Origin of the sequence: Acinetobacter sp. ANC 4654, assembly GCF_002135425.1 — a bacterium.
Taxonomy (GTDB): Bacteria; Pseudomonadota; Gammaproteobacteria; order Pseudomonadales; family Moraxellaceae; genus Acinetobacter; species Acinetobacter kyonggiensis.
The window spans coordinates 209,083-226,214 of the sequence record NZ_NEGL01000007.1; the positions used below are offsets into that span (position 1 = coordinate 209,083).

At 39.9% G+C, this 17,132-nt stretch carries 8 protein-coding genes; 3 read left to right on the top strand and 5 right to left on the bottom strand.

Annotated features, from left to right (window positions below; all coding sequences use genetic code 11):
• Nucleotides 1-44: 44 nt before the first annotated feature.
• The 3 genes from B9T24_RS12605 to B9T24_RS12615 all read left to right on the top strand — a co-directional run bounded on the left by B9T24_RS12605 (nt 45) and on the right by B9T24_RS12615 (nt 6,675).
• Entirely contained in the window at nt 45-2,912 is a 2,868-nt protein-coding gene (locus B9T24_RS12605) for an EAL domain-containing protein (RefSeq protein ID WP_086166091.1), read from the top strand.
• Nucleotides 2,913-3,077: 165 nt separating this feature from the next.
• Complete coding sequence (locus tag B9T24_RS12610) at nt 3,078-5,351, top strand: NADP-dependent malic enzyme (protein ID WP_086166092.1); 2,274 nt, start codon at nt 3,078-3,080, stop codon at nt 5,349-5,351.
• 88 nt (nt 5,352-5,439) lie between these two features.
• Nucleotides 5,440-6,675, top strand: a complete 1,236-nt coding sequence (locus B9T24_RS12615) for a multifunctional CCA addition/repair protein (protein WP_086166093.1) — start codon at nt 5,440-5,442, stop codon at nt 6,673-6,675.
• Nucleotides 6,676-6,838: 163 nt separating this feature from the next.
• Here B9T24_RS12615 and epmA read toward each other — a convergent pair whose 3' ends face one another.
• From epmA to B9T24_RS17135, 5 genes are all read right to left on the bottom strand, one after another.
• Complete coding sequence (epmA, locus tag B9T24_RS12620) at nt 6,839-7,810, bottom strand: EF-P lysine aminoacylase EpmA (protein WP_171264906.1); 972 nt, start codon at nt 7,808-7,810, stop codon at nt 6,839-6,841.
• Between the two features lie 32 nt (nt 7,811-7,842).
• Nucleotides 7,843-8,910 (bottom strand): 4-phosphoerythronate dehydrogenase, encoded by a 1,068-nt coding sequence (locus tag B9T24_RS12625; protein WP_086166094.1) that lies wholly within the window; start codon nt 8,908-8,910, stop codon nt 7,843-7,845.
• 421 nt (nt 8,911-9,331) lie between these two features.
• Complete coding sequence (locus B9T24_RS12630; protein WP_086166095.1) at nt 9,332-9,670, bottom strand: hypothetical protein; 339 nt, start codon at nt 9,668-9,670, stop codon at nt 9,332-9,334.
• Nucleotides 9,671-9,772: 102 nt separating this feature from the next.
• Complete coding sequence (tpgA, locus tag B9T24_RS12635) at nt 9,773-10,564, bottom strand: trimeric autotransporter adhesin/peptidogylcan-associated protein TpgA (protein WP_086166096.1); 792 nt, start codon at nt 10,562-10,564, stop codon at nt 9,773-9,775.
• A gap of 67 nt (nt 10,565-10,631) precedes the next feature.
• Nucleotides 10,632-16,997 (bottom strand): ESPR-type extended signal peptide-containing protein, encoded by a 6,366-nt coding sequence (locus B9T24_RS17135; protein ID WP_228145716.1) that lies wholly within the window; start codon nt 16,995-16,997, stop codon nt 10,632-10,634.
• Between the last annotated feature and the right edge of the window lie 135 nt (nt 16,998-17,132).

Consider the following 17,132-nt stretch of genomic DNA (forward strand, 5'->3'; position numbering starts at 1 on the left):
GATGGGTTAATTTATCGCAAAACAAAAATAAGGTTTTTGCTTTTATGTCAAATATTCAGGACGAATATATCAACAAGCATGTGAGTGCTGCACAAATTACCAATACGATTCGTCTTAGCCGATTTTTTCTCGTCAGTATTGTGATTGTATCCCTGTATATTTATTGTATTTATCAATTTTATTTTGTCAAACCATCCTTTTATTTAAACCTTTGGTTTATCAGTACGACACTGTTTTATTGCTTAAGTTTACTGATTACCAGTATCTATTTTAAACCCCGTAATTTCTCATTAAAGCATGCACATCGTTGGCTTCAATTTCAATTTTTAGCGATAGGAAGCTGTATCGGGGCTGGCATTGCTCTTATTTATTACTATCTTCCGCAATACAACCATGATTTCAACCAAGTTCATGGATTAATGTTATCTGCTTTACTTCTGATTGTGAGCCAAGCATTTGCGTTAACGTTTTTAACCCAACGACTCAATTATTTTTGCTTAGCCTTTATTCCAGCAATTTTACCGTATCTAGCTTCACAATTTATTGCTGCTGACACCTCGAATTATTTATTCCATTTAACGATCAATTTTGCCCTGATTGTCATTTTACTTTGTGCAAATACCAGCTCTCGTATTCACCAACGTATTTCATCGCTTTATTGCAAAAATAACCGTTTGGTTAAAAATGCAGAGCAACAGGTCCTATGGACAGATGAGTTATGTCAGCAATTAAAAACTGAAATTAACAAATCAAAAGAGATTGAACTACAATTACAATTAAACAATCAGCTGCTTGAACAAAAAGTCAAAGAACGTACTTTCGATATTGCTAAAATGAACACCGATTTAGAAAATCAGCAACAAAATCTGGTGTTAGCACATGAAATTGCAGGACTTCGACCTTGGGATTGGAATATTAAAGATCGGGAAATTTTAATCACCAATTCCAAACAACAAAAGACATTAAAGCCTTTAAAACAGCATCAGCACCAGCTACAAAATATTATTCATTCCGATGATGTCGAACATTTCAAATCTTCGATGAAACAACATTTACGCGGTCGATCAGATCTGTATGAAGCCACGTATCGAATTCAAAATAGTCTTGGAAAATGGAAATGGGTTCATGATATTGGCAGAGTCATTAGCCGTGATCCGATCAATCAAAAAGCTTTACGTATGGTCGGTATTCGTCGTGATATTCAGCAAGAGCGCACCGATCAAGAACGTTTAAAACTTGCAGCCAGCGTACTAAAACAAGCTTCGGAAGGGATTTTTATACTTGATGAACAACTGTGTTACATCGACGTCAATCCATTCTATGAAAAATTGACCAATTTTTCACAAGAAAAAATCATTGGCAAACATTTATTTGATATTACTGCAAACCATAAATCTCAACAAATAAATGATCATTATTTAATCATTAATCAACTACTTAAAACAGGTGAATATGATGGGGAAATGAATGAAAAGTTTCTCTCGGGTAAAGAACTCACCGTTTGGATGCACATTAATGCCATCACCGATGAGCAAAATCGTGTAACACACTATATTGGTATTGTTTCTGATTTAACTGAACGCAAACTACAAGAACAGCGTCTCTCCTATTTAGAAAATTACGACCCGCTCACCGACCTACCGAATCGTTTTTATTATAATTATCAATTGCACCAATATCTGGTGAGCCAAAAGGATTCAATTCAACAGCTTGCTGTGATCCGTCTCAATATTGATCGTTTTAGACCATTAAATGAATTCTTATCCAATAGTGGTGGCGATGAGCTGTTACGCCAAGTTGCGCAAAGACTGCGACTCACCAATGCAGAAGCCTTATTTGTGGCTCATTTAAATGGTGATGACTTTGCTATTGTCTATGAAATTTCACATATTCGACCATCGATTCAACAACACTGTGAAAGGATCAGTCAAGCATTTTCACTCCCCTTCACTATTTTTGATCAAGAACATATTATTACCCTCTCTATGGGCATTGCTTTTTATCCTGAAAATGGTCGCCAACTCGATTATCTGAATAATTGTGCCGAACAGGGATTAACCGAAGCTAAAAACTTAGGTGGCAATACCATTCGTTATTATTCAAACAAAAATACAGCCTTACTTGAACAAGGCATTTATTTAGAACGCGATTTAAGACTTGCGATTAACAACAATGAATTAATTGTTTACTATCAACCCAAAATTAATTTTAGCGACCAAAACATTTATGGTTTTGAAGCCCTTGTCCGCTGGAACCATCCAACCAAAGGGATTATTCCACCCAATTCGTTCATTCCTTTAGCAGAACGAACCAGTTTAATCTCAGATATTGGTCGAATTGTTATACAACAAACCGCTAAACAAATTAGACACTGGAATGATTTAGGCTTTAATAATATCTGTGTATCGGTCAATGTGGTTGCCCAACAATTACAACGTGGGCAGTTGCTTGAAGACCTTGATTATGCCATTCAAACTTACCAAATATCAGGGTCAAGTCTAGAGCTTGAAATTACCGAATCATCGCTGCTTGAGAACTCAATTACAGTTAAGAATCTACTCGATGAAATCAAAGAACGTAAAATCAACATCTCCCTCGACGATTTTGGAACTGGCTACTCATCATTATCCTATCTTGCTGATTTTCCAATTGATATATTAAAAATAGATCGAAGCTTTATCTCTAAAATTGGCGAAAATAAACAAGAGGCCATTGTCAGTGCCATGATTGCCATGGGCAAAGCCATGGGCATGATGGTGGTTGCTGAGGGTATTGAAACCAAGCAACAACTTGAGTACTTACAAGATCTCAAATGTGACATTGCGCAAGGCTTCTTGTTTTCAAAGCCTTTACCCGAAAGTGAAGCCACAATCTTCTTAGAGCAACACAGGCTTATACCTTCTCAAGTGTAGACTTATACCTGCTTAATATAAGTCTACCGACCTAAGTATAAGTTTACTGGAAAAAGGTATATTCGCGACTGTGCTAAGGTCGTAACAAATGTTATATTCGACTAAAGTAAGCAAAAAACCACCACCCGCTCGGGCTGGGCAACTCAAGCAACAATAGAGATACAGATGGACGATCAATCATTAAAACAGCAAGCTTTGTACTACCACGAACACCCAACACCAGGGAAAATCAGTGTTACACCAAGTAAACAGCTGGTCAACCAACATGACCTAGCGCTTGCTTATTCTCCAGGTGTCGCAGCGCCATGTTTAGAGATTGAACGCGACCCATCAACAGCAGCACTTTATACCGCACGTGGGAACTTAGTTGCTGTTATTACAAATGGTACAGCTGTTTTAGGTCTAGGCAACATTGGCCCATTAGCATCTAAACCTGTAATGGAAGGTAAAGGTGTACTGTTTAAAAAATTCGCAGGTGTCGATGTATTTGACCTTGAAATTGCTGAAAACGATCCAGATAAAATTGTCGATATCGTTGCCGCATTAGAACCGACTTTTGGTGGTATTAACCTTGAAGATATCAAGGCACCAGAGTGTTTCTATATTGAGAAAAAACTTCGCGAACGCATGAATATTCCTGTGTTCCATGATGATCAGCATGGCACATCCATTATTGTCGGTTCAGCATTACTGAATGCTTTACAACTGACTGGCAAAAAAATTGAAGAGATTAAAATTGTCGCTTCAGGTGCAGGTGCTGCTGCATTGTCATGTTTAGATTTGCTGTGTGCTTTAGGTGCGAGCAAGGAAAACATTACCGTTGCCGATTCACGTGGTTTGTTAACAACCAAACGTGACAATCTTGATGAATCTAAAAAACGCTATGTTCAAGACATTGAAGGCACTCAACTGGCAGATGTGATTGCTGGTGCAGATATGTTCCTCGGACTTTCTGCGGCAGGCATTTTAACCAAAGAAATGGTTAAAGTGATGGCGGAAAATCCAATTATTTTTGCTTTGGCAAATCCAGACCCTGAAATTCTGCCTGAACATGCACATGAAGTTCGTGATGACGTGATTATGGCAACGGGTCGTTCGGATTATCCAAACCAAGTCAATAATGCACTTTGTTTCCCTTATATCTTCCGTGGTGCTTTAGACGTTGGTGCAACCACCATTAATGAAGAAATGAAAATTGCCTGTGTACATGCGATTGCACGTATGGCACACATTGAAGCAGATGCAGCATCTTATGGTGAAAAATCTGCATCTTTTGGTCGTGACTACCTTATTCCACGTCCACTTGATCAACGTTTAATTCTTGAAATTGCACCTGCTGTTGCTCAAGCTGCAATGGATTCTGGTGTCGCGACTCGTCCGATTGAAGACTTCTCTGTATATCGTCAAAAATTATCTGAGTTTGTATACAACTCTGCATTTATGATGAAACCGATCTTTGCCCAAGCAAAAACAGCACCGAAGCGTATTGCTTATGCGGAAGGTGAAGATCTTCGTGTGCTTCGTGCAGTTCAAATTGCGGTGGATGAAGGTTTAGCATTCCCAATTCTTGTTGGTCGTACTGCTGTTGTTGAAGCAAACATCAAGAAATTGGGCTTGCGTCTTGAACACGGCGTTAACATTGAAATTGTAGATCAAGAGAAAAATCCAGATTACGAATTTTTTGCAGATGATTACTACCAAATCATGCAGCGTAAAGGGGTAACGCCTGAATATGCACATCGTGAAGCACGTCGCCGCTCTACCCTGATTGCTGCAATGTTAGTGAAACATGGTCATGCAGACGGTATGCTTTGTGGTACATATTCAAGCTATGATATTCACTTAGATTTCGTGAAAAATGTAATTGGCTTAAAAGAAGGTCGTAGCACATTCTTTACCCTCAATGCGTTAATGCTTCAAGATCGTAACTTGTTCATTGCGGATACTTATGTCAATACCAACCCAACGGCTGAACAGTTGGCTGAAATGACCATTTTAGCGGCTGAAGAAGTACGTCGTTTTGGTGTGACTCCACGTGTTGCCTTGCTTTCTCACTCAAGCTTCGGTAGTGATCAGCAAGATGCTAGTGCACAAAAAATGCGTAAAGTTTTTGAAATTTTAAGCAAAATTGCACCTGATCTTGAAGTTGAAGGCGAAATGCATGGTGATGCAGCACTCGATGAAAACATTCGTCACTTTGCATTCCCGAACTCACGTTTCAAAGGTTCAGCAAATTTACTGATTATGCCAAATCTTGATGCGGCCAATATTTCATTCAATTTATTGAAATCTACATCAGGTAATAATGTGACCATTGGTCCTATTTTATTGGGTGCAGCAAAACCAGTTCATATTCTTACACCAACAGCGACAACGCGCCGTTTGGTGAATATGACGGCATTGACTGTTGCTGAAATTCAACAAGCGCAAGCTGAATAAAAAAGAATCTTTAGCAAAAAGCTAAGGTTCTTTACTTGAGAAAACCTCTATTCTGTAGCATGATTGCTTGAAGAATAGAGGTTTTTTCATGCGAGTTTATTTAGTAGGCGGTGCAGTACGTGATCACTTACTCGGTCACCCCTATCACGAAAAAGATTATGTCGTTGTCGGTGCTACACCTGAACAACTGATTGCGCTTGGCTATCAACCTGTAGGCAAAGATTTTCCTGTTTTCCTACATCCCAAAACAAAAGAAGAATATGCATTAGCCCGTACTGAGCGCAAATCTGGTCATGGTTATCATGGTTTTGAATTTCATACTGATGTCAGTGTAACCCTTGAAGAAGATCTGATCCGTCGTGACCTAACCATTAATGCCATGGCCATGGATGACGATGGCAATATTTATGATCCCTATAATGGTCAACAAGATTTAGCAGATCGGGTGCTCCGCCACGTATCCGATGCTTTCGTAGAAGATCCTTTACGTGTACTGCGTATTGCACGTTTTGCAGCACGTTATAAATCACTTGGATTTAGCATTGCAGCTGAAACTTTAGCATTGATGCAGAAATTGGCAGAATCGGGCGAATTAGAAGCATTAACACCCGAACGAGTCTGGAAAGAAACCTCCCGTGCCTTGATGGAAAATCATGCCGATGAGTATTTTGAAACTTTGCGTGCTTGTGGTGCTTTAAAAGTCCTCTTTCCTGAATTAGATGCTCTGTATGGTGTTCCACAACGTCCTGAATATCACCCAGAAATTGATTGTGGTATTCATACCATGATGTCTTTACAACAAGCCTGTAAAGCCAATTATTCATTGGAAGTACGCTTTGCTGTTTTAATGCATGATTTAGGTAAAGCACTTACTCCAGCAGATGAATTACCACGCCATATCATGCATGAAGAACGAGGCATAGCACCTGTCACTGAAGTTTGTGAGCGACTTAAAGTACCAACCCATACCAAGCAGCTTGCAATTGCGGTATGTAAAGAACATTTAAAATGCCATCAAGCATTAACCCTTAAACCGGGCACTTTATGGCGCTTATTACAACGTTTAGATGTATTACGTCGTCCTGAACGTGTTGAAGCCTATGTTCAAGCTTGTGAGTGTGATTCACGGGGTCGTTTAGGTTTAGAGAACCGTGAATATCCACAAGCACAATATGTACTCGATGCGATGGAGGTTGTTCGTGGCATTAAAGCACAGGATCTCCCCCCCGATATTCAAGGCCCCGATATTGGTGAAATGCTCATTCAGCGTCGTATCAAAGCAATTGAAGCGTTAAAAGCACAGCAAACTGTTTTAATTGTCTAGATTTAAAAAAAGCTTCTCTTATGAGAAGCTTTTTATTTTAATCCCTCCCTTGCCTAGCAGTTCGGTTCATCTTTAAAAAACGAAGAACTTCCCGCTACTTTTTTAAAGGGTGAGAAAAATTGTTTCGCAAGGGATCGATTTATAAGATTTTTTAGCGATATTTTTAAGAAACATCGGCAGGGAAAGTAATCACTTTTTCCAACTTCATTTGCTGCGAAGCAATCATCAATAAACGATCAATTCCTAAAGCGATGCCAGAACATTCAGTCATATTCGGCAATGCCGCCAATAAATATTCATCAATCGGCATGATATGTAAACCAAGTTTTTGACGCTCCAAATTATCCGCTTCAAAGCGAGAACGTAACACCGCAGCATCAATTAGTTCATCATAGGCATTTGCCAATTCTAAGCCTTCAATATATAGCTCAAAACGTGCTGCAACAGACTCGCCATCTTCATCGGTTCTGACTTTGGCAAGAGATGCCATTTCAGCTGGAAAATCGGTCAAAAATACCGGTGTATCAAAACCTAAACTCGGTTCAACCATATGTGAAAATAACAAGTCGATATAACCCAAACGGTCATTACCCAAATCCAGATTTAAACCGACACGGTTACAGCAGTCTTTTAACTGTTTTAAACTGGCTTGTAATGGATTGAGATCCAAACGATCCATAAATGCATGTTTATAACTTAAAATGGTTGGACGAACTTCACCAAAACGATGTGCCAAAGTCACATTAAGTAAATCAGTAACTTCAAACATTAATTCTTTTAAGCTTAAATTTGGGCGATACCACTCCAACATGGTGAATTCACTATTGTGTTTACGACCATGTTCATCATCACGAAAGACTTTACAGATTTGGTAAATCGGACCACAACCACTCGCCAATAGGCGTTTCATGGCAAACTCAGGTGAAGTCTGTAAATAATGGGTGTGTTGCTTTCCACCAAGATGACGCTGTGCCTGAACCGACGCTAAATGCACATCGGTTACACCCGCTTGAGACAAGATTGGCGTTTCTACTTCTAGCACATCACGTTCGGCAAAAAATTGACGAATTTGTGCATACATTTTGGCACGTGCTTTTAAAGCTTTAATATCACAGGTGGGCTGATAATTGACCATTTCAGTATTTACCATTTTAGTGTTTTCCATATTCATGCTTGAGGGCCTCCGTGTGCTGCCCATTCACGACGTAATGGATAGGTTTTACGTAAATAATCAAAAGCCTGTTGATCGACTTTACCCTCTTTTAAACAAGCCCGTAAATTTGAGTCATCTCGCGCAATATCATAAATTTGACTCAGATGTTGTTTGAGTGCTTGCTTTAAATCCTGATTTTGGAAATATTTTTCACATACAGGCAATTGCGTTTCAAATTGCTTATTTGCACAAAAGTTAAAGGTTGTGCAGAAAGCATCGTAAATCATTTGCGTACCACGCGCCTTACCTTCCAAGCTATAGCCCGCAATATGCGGGGTGACCAAACCAATTAAATTGAGTAATTCTGCTGAAATTTCAGGTTCATGTTCAAATACGTCTAACACCACTTGACGCTTGGTGCTTTGAAGATCAGCAATCAAAGCGGACTCTTCCACCACTGGGCCACGTGCTGAATTGATCAGTATCGCTTCAGGCTTCATGTGTGCCAACGCATCGGTATTAATCAAATGAAACGTCGGATGTTCCCCAGTTTGGGTTAAGGGAACATGAATTGAAATAGCATCTGCCGTTTTTAATAGTTCTTCCAATTCCACTTGCTGGATAGTTTCACAATTCACAAAGGGATCACAACCAATCACATTCCAACCCAATAATTTAGCCATAAATGCTAAACGTGAACCCACATTTCCTAAGCCAACAATCCCTAAAGTAAAGTTTTCATTTTTTTCAATTAAATTCGGTTGTAAATATAGCAGTGCGGTAATGACATATTCAGCAACCGCTTGGGCATTACACCCTGCCGCATTTGACCATGCAATGTGGTGTTTTTCTAAGCTTGCAATATCTAAATGATCTGTACCAATCGTGGCACTGCCGACAAATTTAATTGAGCTATTTTCTATCAGCTGCGCATTTACTTTCGTCACAGAACGTACCAACAAAGCGTCTGCATCCTGTACATCTGCTTGGGTTAAAGTACGCCCTGCCGCTTGTTGAATTTCTCCAAAATCTGCAAAGAAATATTCAGTAAAAGCCAGATTTTCATCTGCGACGATTTTCATAGCACATTCCAATAATATGAAGAGCGCTATAATAACGCTTAGAGACCAATCTGACTATGCGCGTGTACTGTGAAGAAAAAAGAAAGCCCAAACGATAAAAAATCTCGATTAATAGATCGGCGTTTTGACTCATTCAATTGAATTTTTATATTGAAGTATGTTTAGCTGAAGCACTTACCCAAGCCAGTGAATTAAAATTAAGAATTCGCATAACATTAATCATATTTAGTCAAAGTAAGAATAAAACCAATAACGTATAAAAGCTAAAAAAGAGCACCGCATTCCTTTATCTAAAGAAGCGATTAATTTAGACAAGTGGCTGAAATTGTATAATACTCAATGCCCTCATTAAGGGAAAATACTCTGTAGACATCCGTTATTTGAAAGTTTACTGAATAGAAAAAGTTGAGTAATTGTCAGCTCAGGCTTGAGCTGGTACAGCTAAGATCCAATCACTTAATTCTTCACATAATTCATCTTTTTCAATACGGTTCTCCTCATAATCTCTATAAATTTTCTTTAATTTTTCAATCGATTTTTTTTGATAAACAATGTTTATCATTCCTTCGGGAAAGTTTCGTATAAAAAAATGATGTTTATCATTATAATAAGAATTCGTATATTCAATAAACTTACTCATGATTTTAAGAATACAATACCGGTCTTCACTTTCTATGATTCTATTTAAGTAATAAAAGAAATTTATATTTTTATAATCAATGCGTTCAATATTTATTAAAACTTGTGCAAACTCAGTCATTTTCTTGATCCTTAAATCGGGCAATAAGAGGAAAAGGGAAAATCCTTTCCCTCTTATCGAATATCTATCTCATCACTAACGTTTGTTTAGAAGAAAGAATCATTACCAACTTACATTAACGCGACGGTTTGGTAGCAAACACTCCACCAGCACACGAGAATATTTGCCTTCACAATATTGATATTGTTCGGTTGAACCATTGGCATTAACCTGAACACGATTAACATCAATGCCTTGCTGCACCAACAGATCCGCGACTGTATTTGCGCGTTGTGCTGATAATTTCTGGTTATAATTCAAATTACCAATACGATCGGTAAAACCTGAAATAATAACGGCATGATGAGAATCAGAATCTTTAATTTGCTGAGCTATGAGTGCCACAGCTTGTTTGCCTTGCTCGATTGCATCTGCATCATAACGATCAAATGCAAACAAAATATTTGCCAAGCTCACCGCTGATGTGATTGGTTGAGCTTCAGCAGATTGCTGCCCGTAAATGTCACGCTGCATCAGGTGTTCACATTCTTCACCTTTCCAAGACAGGCGCTCAACAAGATTTTTATCAAAATCGATACGTAATTGACAGCGCTTGTAGTCTTGGCTATTGGGAGCGCGAATATCTAAAACATAATTCCATGTTTTAACCGCAAATAGACCTTCACTAAACTGAGGATTACCAAGCAAGTGACGAATCTGATCCTTACTTAACCCTTTTTCTAAACGGGCAGCATTGCTGTATTCATAGCGATTAACTTGTTTCAGGTAGCTTTTTCCTATCGCAGGGAAATAGACATCATCTTCCTGCTCAACTGCGACAGGTGTTGCTGCATAAACTGGCAACGCAAGCCCGAAAAGCACTGCTGAAAGTGTGATTGTAATAACTTTTTTCATATTGATTACTCTTGAATTTTTGCAGTATGGAGAAAAAATGTGTATGTTTTTCTCCACTTCTCACACCTTAGTCAATTACGCCACTGATACCGATACGCACGCTTGGATCGCCTTGTGATGCCGCTGCAACCCCGCCCGTTAATGACCAGCGTCCGTTATCTGCCGTTTTACGTAAAGTTACGCCAACCGCATTTTCACCGCCATGGTAAGCTGCGCCTACCGCATAGGTATATTTGCCTGCAACAAATGGGGCTGCTTCTAATGACATAGCAGCCGCAATACCTGCATTGGCTTTTTGCTCAATGCCATCAATACGTTGGTTGGTTTCAGTAAAGGCTTGTTCTAAACGATCACCGAGATTAGTAATACGGTTTCCTAAGGCTTGATCTGCTTTATTTAAAGCATCGACTGCACCGCCTACATTATTGTAGTCTTTGCCATCAACCTTATACGTTGGGTTGGTAAAACTATTGGTAATGTTGTTATAGCCAGCCCCACCACCTAAGAATTCAGCCACTTTATTGTTTGTTACATTAAGTTGAGAACCATTTACAGCATCTTTAGATGTTGCATTAATTGCTCCATCTTTCACGCCTGTAACAACACGATCACCTTGAGTACCAGATACATTAAGTGTTGTACCACCCGCATCTTTACCAACAGTAATGTCACCATTTGGCGTTTGTTGCTGCACTAAACCAGACTTACCATTGTTAATATTGGCAATGCTGGTTTGGATACCTTGGATGTCATTGGTGTTTTGGTTCACTTGTTGTTGAACATTCCACAATTGACCGCCATTCACTGCATCTTTTGAATCTTTAACAACAGCACCATTTTTAACATTGGTAATTGTGGTTCCATTCGTGCCGCCTAATGTGATTTTGTCTTTAGATGCAGTGTCATATTTCACTGCATTGTTAGAAAGCTGAGTGACATCACTCGCCACATTATTAATTGCCGAATCTAATTGTCCTTTATTAACAGCATCGGTTGCGTTTGTACCAGCAGCAACATTGGTAATTTGCTTATTACCTGCATTAATACCTTGAGTCGTGATACTTGGTCCACCTGCAATAATTAACCCTGTGTTATTTAATACAACAGTATTATTACCAATCGTAATACCAGCATTATTTAGAACAGTGTTGCCAGCTTTAACAGAATCAACTGTTAAATCTTTCACAGTTGCTATTTCATAATTATCTGAACCATCAGCATTTTTGCTCTTGTTCACAACAATATTTTGACCTTTAGTCACTGTTGTTTTAGAGGTTACTGCTGTAGATTCAATGGCTTTGTCTAATGCATCTAAAGCATCACCAACATTAATTTGAGTGCTTTTCGCAACATTATAGGTAGGTCCAGTAATGGTTCCATTCGCATTGACCTTAGCATTGCCACCCAAACTATTCACAAGTGAATTCTGGGTTGTAACAACTTGATTACCAACTGCTTTTAACTGTACAACGTTTACGGCATCAGCATCTTGAATACCTGCTGCAACACCCGTAATCTGACGATAAATACCGCTTGCTGCATCACCAACCGCAACAGCACCTGTCGTTGAAGTTGTTTTATTAATGGCTGTCTTATCTGCATTTGTTGCAGTAGACAAAGCATAACCTATAACGCCTGCACCAGTTGTAGCAGCAGAGCCATTACCTAACACAACAGAACCAGCAACTGTTTTAGTGACATTATTTCCAAGTACAAAAGTGTCATCTGTAAGCACTTGGTTATTGTTACCGACAGAATAACTGTTATTACCATTCACAATTGTTGGATCACCAATTGCGCCAGAATGATTGCCTTTAACTTTGTTCCCCGTACCAATACTGATTGATTGTGTACCTAATGCTTCAGCACCATTACCAATTGCAATTGACTGTGCGCCTTGAACCTTAGCGTTATGACCTAAAGCGACTGAGCTATCCGCACCCGCAGCAACAATTGCATTGACACCTATTGCAGTAGAATTCAGACCACTTGCACTTGAATCATTCGTTGTTCCTAAATCACCTTTAGATGTATCCGCATTGGTATGGAAGAACTTCGTACCTTCTGTATTCATCTTCTGAACAGTTTGACCAATCGTCAAACGATCTGTGGTTTCTTGTCCTTGCTTGTTATACGTTAAGAATAATGAATCTTGATTGGTATTATCGAGCTTAGTGTTTACAACCTGATCAATAATATTGACTTTATTTCCACTAGCATCGACAACTTCGGTGATGTTGCTCGAAATCACTTGCTTCAATTGTTCTTCAGTCGCAGCTCTACCTTTCGTTGCAAAATCAGCAGCTTTCAAATCATGATTACTTAATCCAGTAATCGTATTGGTTGCTTTATCAATTGTGATATTACCTACAGCTAACTGGTTTGCCGTAATACTGTTCAAGTTCAAATCTTTGTTTAATGCAAATGCAACTTTATTTCCTGTCTTGGTGGCTGTCAGGTTAATATCCACTGGATCTGCGACACCAATATCAACAGTGTCACCTGCTTTGATCGCGCCAGCATTCGTACCATTGGTTTGTAAGGTGAAACCACCTTTTAAGGTACTAATGTCTGTGGTATTAGCTGTAATCTGTGTACCTTGGTTGCTCACTGTGGTGTTGAGTGTGCTGATATTGGCTGTATTTTGTGCAACGTTTTGGTTGGTTGCATAGAGTTGGCTGCCATTCACTGCATCTGTTGAGGTTGCATTTAAGGAACCCGCTTTGACATTAGTGATGGTTGTGCCTGTTGCCCCACCTAAACTCACTTTGTCTTTCGTCGCCGCATTGTCGTACTTCACTGCCGCACTATCTGTTGCCGTTTGTGCATCACTCACAAGTTTCAACTGGTCTTCTGTCGCTGCTTGACCACTGGTTATGCTTGAAGCATTCCATGTCTTGTTGCTTAAGCCACTAATTTCACCTGTGCTGCCATCAACGGTAATCTGAGTTGCACCACTGCCGACTTTAACTGTATTGCCTAAGCTTAGTTGTACACCATCTGCTGTAGTTGTACTGGTGATGCTGCCATCTGTTGAACCTTTAACATGAATGGTCTCACCCAACTTGTATTGGTTGGCAGTTGTACCATTACCGAACTTGATACCCGTGTTTGTAACTGCTGTTTTTGCATCAATTACAGCATTGTTTAAGTCACCTGCGTTTACACCTTTGCTTGCGTTAGCAATATCGATGTAATCACCTGCACTGGCTACATTGCTTAGACTCGTACCACCGGTGGTGTTGATCCTGCCTGTGATTGAATCTTTTACGCTGCTTGAAATTGTACCTGAAAAGGTCACGCTGTCTTTGTTTGGCACACCAGCTTTGTCATCGTATTTAACCGCATACTTGTCTGTCTTACCTTGCGCATCACTGACGGTTTTTAGCTGTTCTTCAGTCGCTGCGCGACCTTGTGTCGCAAAGTCCGCTGCCAATAAGCTCTTATTGCTCAAACCAGTAATGTCGTTATTGGCTTTGTTCAGCACAATACTGCCCACCATTACTTTGTCGAAGCTTACATCTTTCGCTGTCGCTACGGTGTAAATGCTTTGACCATCTACTCCAGCCACTGAAGTGACTTTAATATTGTCGCCTTCTTTAACTTCAGTCTTAGCCGCTTTTGCTGTATTGCTGACATTGTTAATTGCACCATCAATCGTGTTCGCACCTGTTCCACCAATGTTGGTGGTGGTGATGGCACCTGTTACTGCATTTATGCTGGTATTGCCGCCAATTGCATTCTTAACACTGTTCGAGACTGCATAGAGTTGGCTGCCATTCACTGCATCTGTTGAGGTTGCATTTAAGGAACCCGCTTTGACATTAGTGATCGTGGTACCTGTTGCTCCACCTAAAGTCACTTTGTCTTTCGTCGCTGCATTATCGTACTTCACTGCCGCACTATCTGTTGCCGTTTGTTGGGCTGCCAAAGTATCTAATTGACCTTTGTTCACCGCATCTTTGCTGTTGGTACCTGCTTCGATGCCTGTGATTTTATTGGTCGTTTTGTCGATAACAACATTGCCTACCGTCACTTTATCCGCAGTAAGCCCTGCATTGTTAATGACTGTATTACCTGTAGTAACACTGGTCAGGTTCAGGTCTTTGTTTAAGGCAAATGCAATATTTTTACCTATCTTCGTTGCTATAAGATTGCTATCAGTAGGATCTGATACACCAATATCAACGGTATCGCCTGCTTTAATCGCGCCAGCATTTGTACCATTGGTTTGTAAGGTGAAACCACCTTTTAAGGTACTAATGTCTGTGGTATTAGCTGTAATCTGTGTACCTTGGTTGCTCACTATGGTGTTGAGTGTGCTGATATTGGCTGTATTTTGTGCAACGTTTTGGTTGGTTGCATAGAGTTGGCTGCCATTCACTGCATCTGTTGAGGTTGCATTTAAGGAACCCGCTTTGACATTAGTGATGGTTGTGCCTGTTGCCCCGCCTAAACTCACTTTGTCTTTCGTCGCCGCATTGTCGTACTTCACTGCCGCACTATCTGTTGCCGTTTGTTGGGCTGCCAAAGTATCTAATTGACCTTTGTTCACCGCATCTTTGCTGTTGGTACCTGCTTCGATGCCTGTGATTTTATTGGTCGACTTGTCGATAACAACATTGCCTACCGTCACTTTATCCGCAGTAAGCCCTGCATTGTTAATCACGGTATTGCCTGTCATAACACTGGTCAGGTTCAGGTCTTTATTTAAGGCAAATGCAATATTTTTACCTATTTTCGTTGCTGTCAGGTTAGTATCGACTGGGTCTGCTACACCAATATCAACGGTATCACCTGCTTTGATTGCACCTGCATTTGTACCATTGGTTTGTAGGGTGAAACCGCCTTTTAAGGTACTAATGTCTGTGGTATTAGCTGTAATTTGTGTACCCTGGTTGCTCACTGTGGTGTTGAGTGTGCTGATATTGGCTGTATTTTGTGCAATGTTTTGGTTGGTTGCATAGAGTTGGCTGCCATTCACTGCATCTGTTGAGCCTGCGTTGATTGCACCTGCTTTAACATTACTGATGGTTGTGCCTGTTGCTCCGCCTAAAGTCACTTTGTCTTTCGTCGCTGCACTGTCGTACTTCACTGCTGATGCATCTGTTGCAGTTTGTGCATCACTAACGGATTTTAATTGCCCACCGTTTACAGCATCTTTTGAGTTAGCAGCAACTGTACCATCAGCCACATTTGTTAGCTTAATTGGTGTTGTTGTTGAACCATTCGCATCTTGTAATCTTGTAGCAACGTTTGCTACCAAAACTTCTGTTGGCGAACCTATTTTATTACCACCAGCATCAACAGCCGTTGAAAGATACCATTTTCCATCACTTGCTTTAGTGAGTTTATTCCCAGTAGTATCCGTATAAACTACAGGCGATGCAAATTTAGTCGTTTGTATTTGACCAATTAAAGTATTGGTTACAGCATAAATTTGACTGCCATTAATTGCATCGGTCGAAATTGCCGAAATTGCACCTGGCGCAAGGTTTTTAATTTGGCGCTCATTACCAATATTACCAACAGAAACTTGTCGACCAGCATCAGATGCTGTTCCAGCAAAGCCACTTGTGCCAACAAATCCAGTAAAACCTAAACCATTCACAGTGGCACTTTGTACTTTTGTTGCAGAACCATCCGTTTTACTGCCAGCGCCTAAAGCCACACTACCATCTTTATCTGACGTTGCACCAACCCCTAATGCTGTTGAAGCCACACCATCGGCTTTAGTACGTGTACCAAATGATGTTGCTAGACTGCCTTTAGCAGAAGCTTGAACACCAATTGCAACAGAACCATCCCCTGCCGAGCTAGTTCCAAAATATTGACTAGACTCACCTGTACCACCATCATAAGCACGAATTAAATTATCGCCAGTTAAGCTTTTATAGGTCTGAGCTGCAGCCGTATTGTTACTTGTCCCTGCAACTTTATTTAAATCATCTCCACCGATAGCAATAGATGAGTTACCAGAAGCCCTAACATTCGCACCTACACCAACAGATTGATCACCTTTAGTTTGAGCATCATAACCGATTGCAATACTCTGACCACCTTGAGTGCTACCAGTAGCCACTTTAGTCGTCGCGTTTCCACCAATTGCAATCGAGTTCGTTCCGCTCGAGTCACTTCCACATCCAACTGCAATATCCCCAGTACTATATCCGGCTGTTGCTGCACAAAGACGTGTATCTATTGAATTATTTCCTACAGCAGCAAAGCTAAAAGCTGGCACAAGTACAGTAAATACAGCTACAAACAGCGCTTTGTAATTAAATGCTTTTTCTAATGTTATTTCATTTTTTTGATTGCTTGCAACATCACCAACAGTACCACTGTTTGTTTTTGTTTTACCTTTTGCAATTTCAGAAACAGCAACCCACGCCCCAAGAGAAGCATTCCAAACAATTTTATAAATTTTATTCATTCCAATACCTTTTAGTGATGTATTTCTCTTTAACAATAAAAGAGCGTGACTTATTGTTTTTTATTATGGCTAAATAAATGTGCAAATTGAACATTTAAATTAGATAAATGTTCAATTTGCACATTTACATGAGTA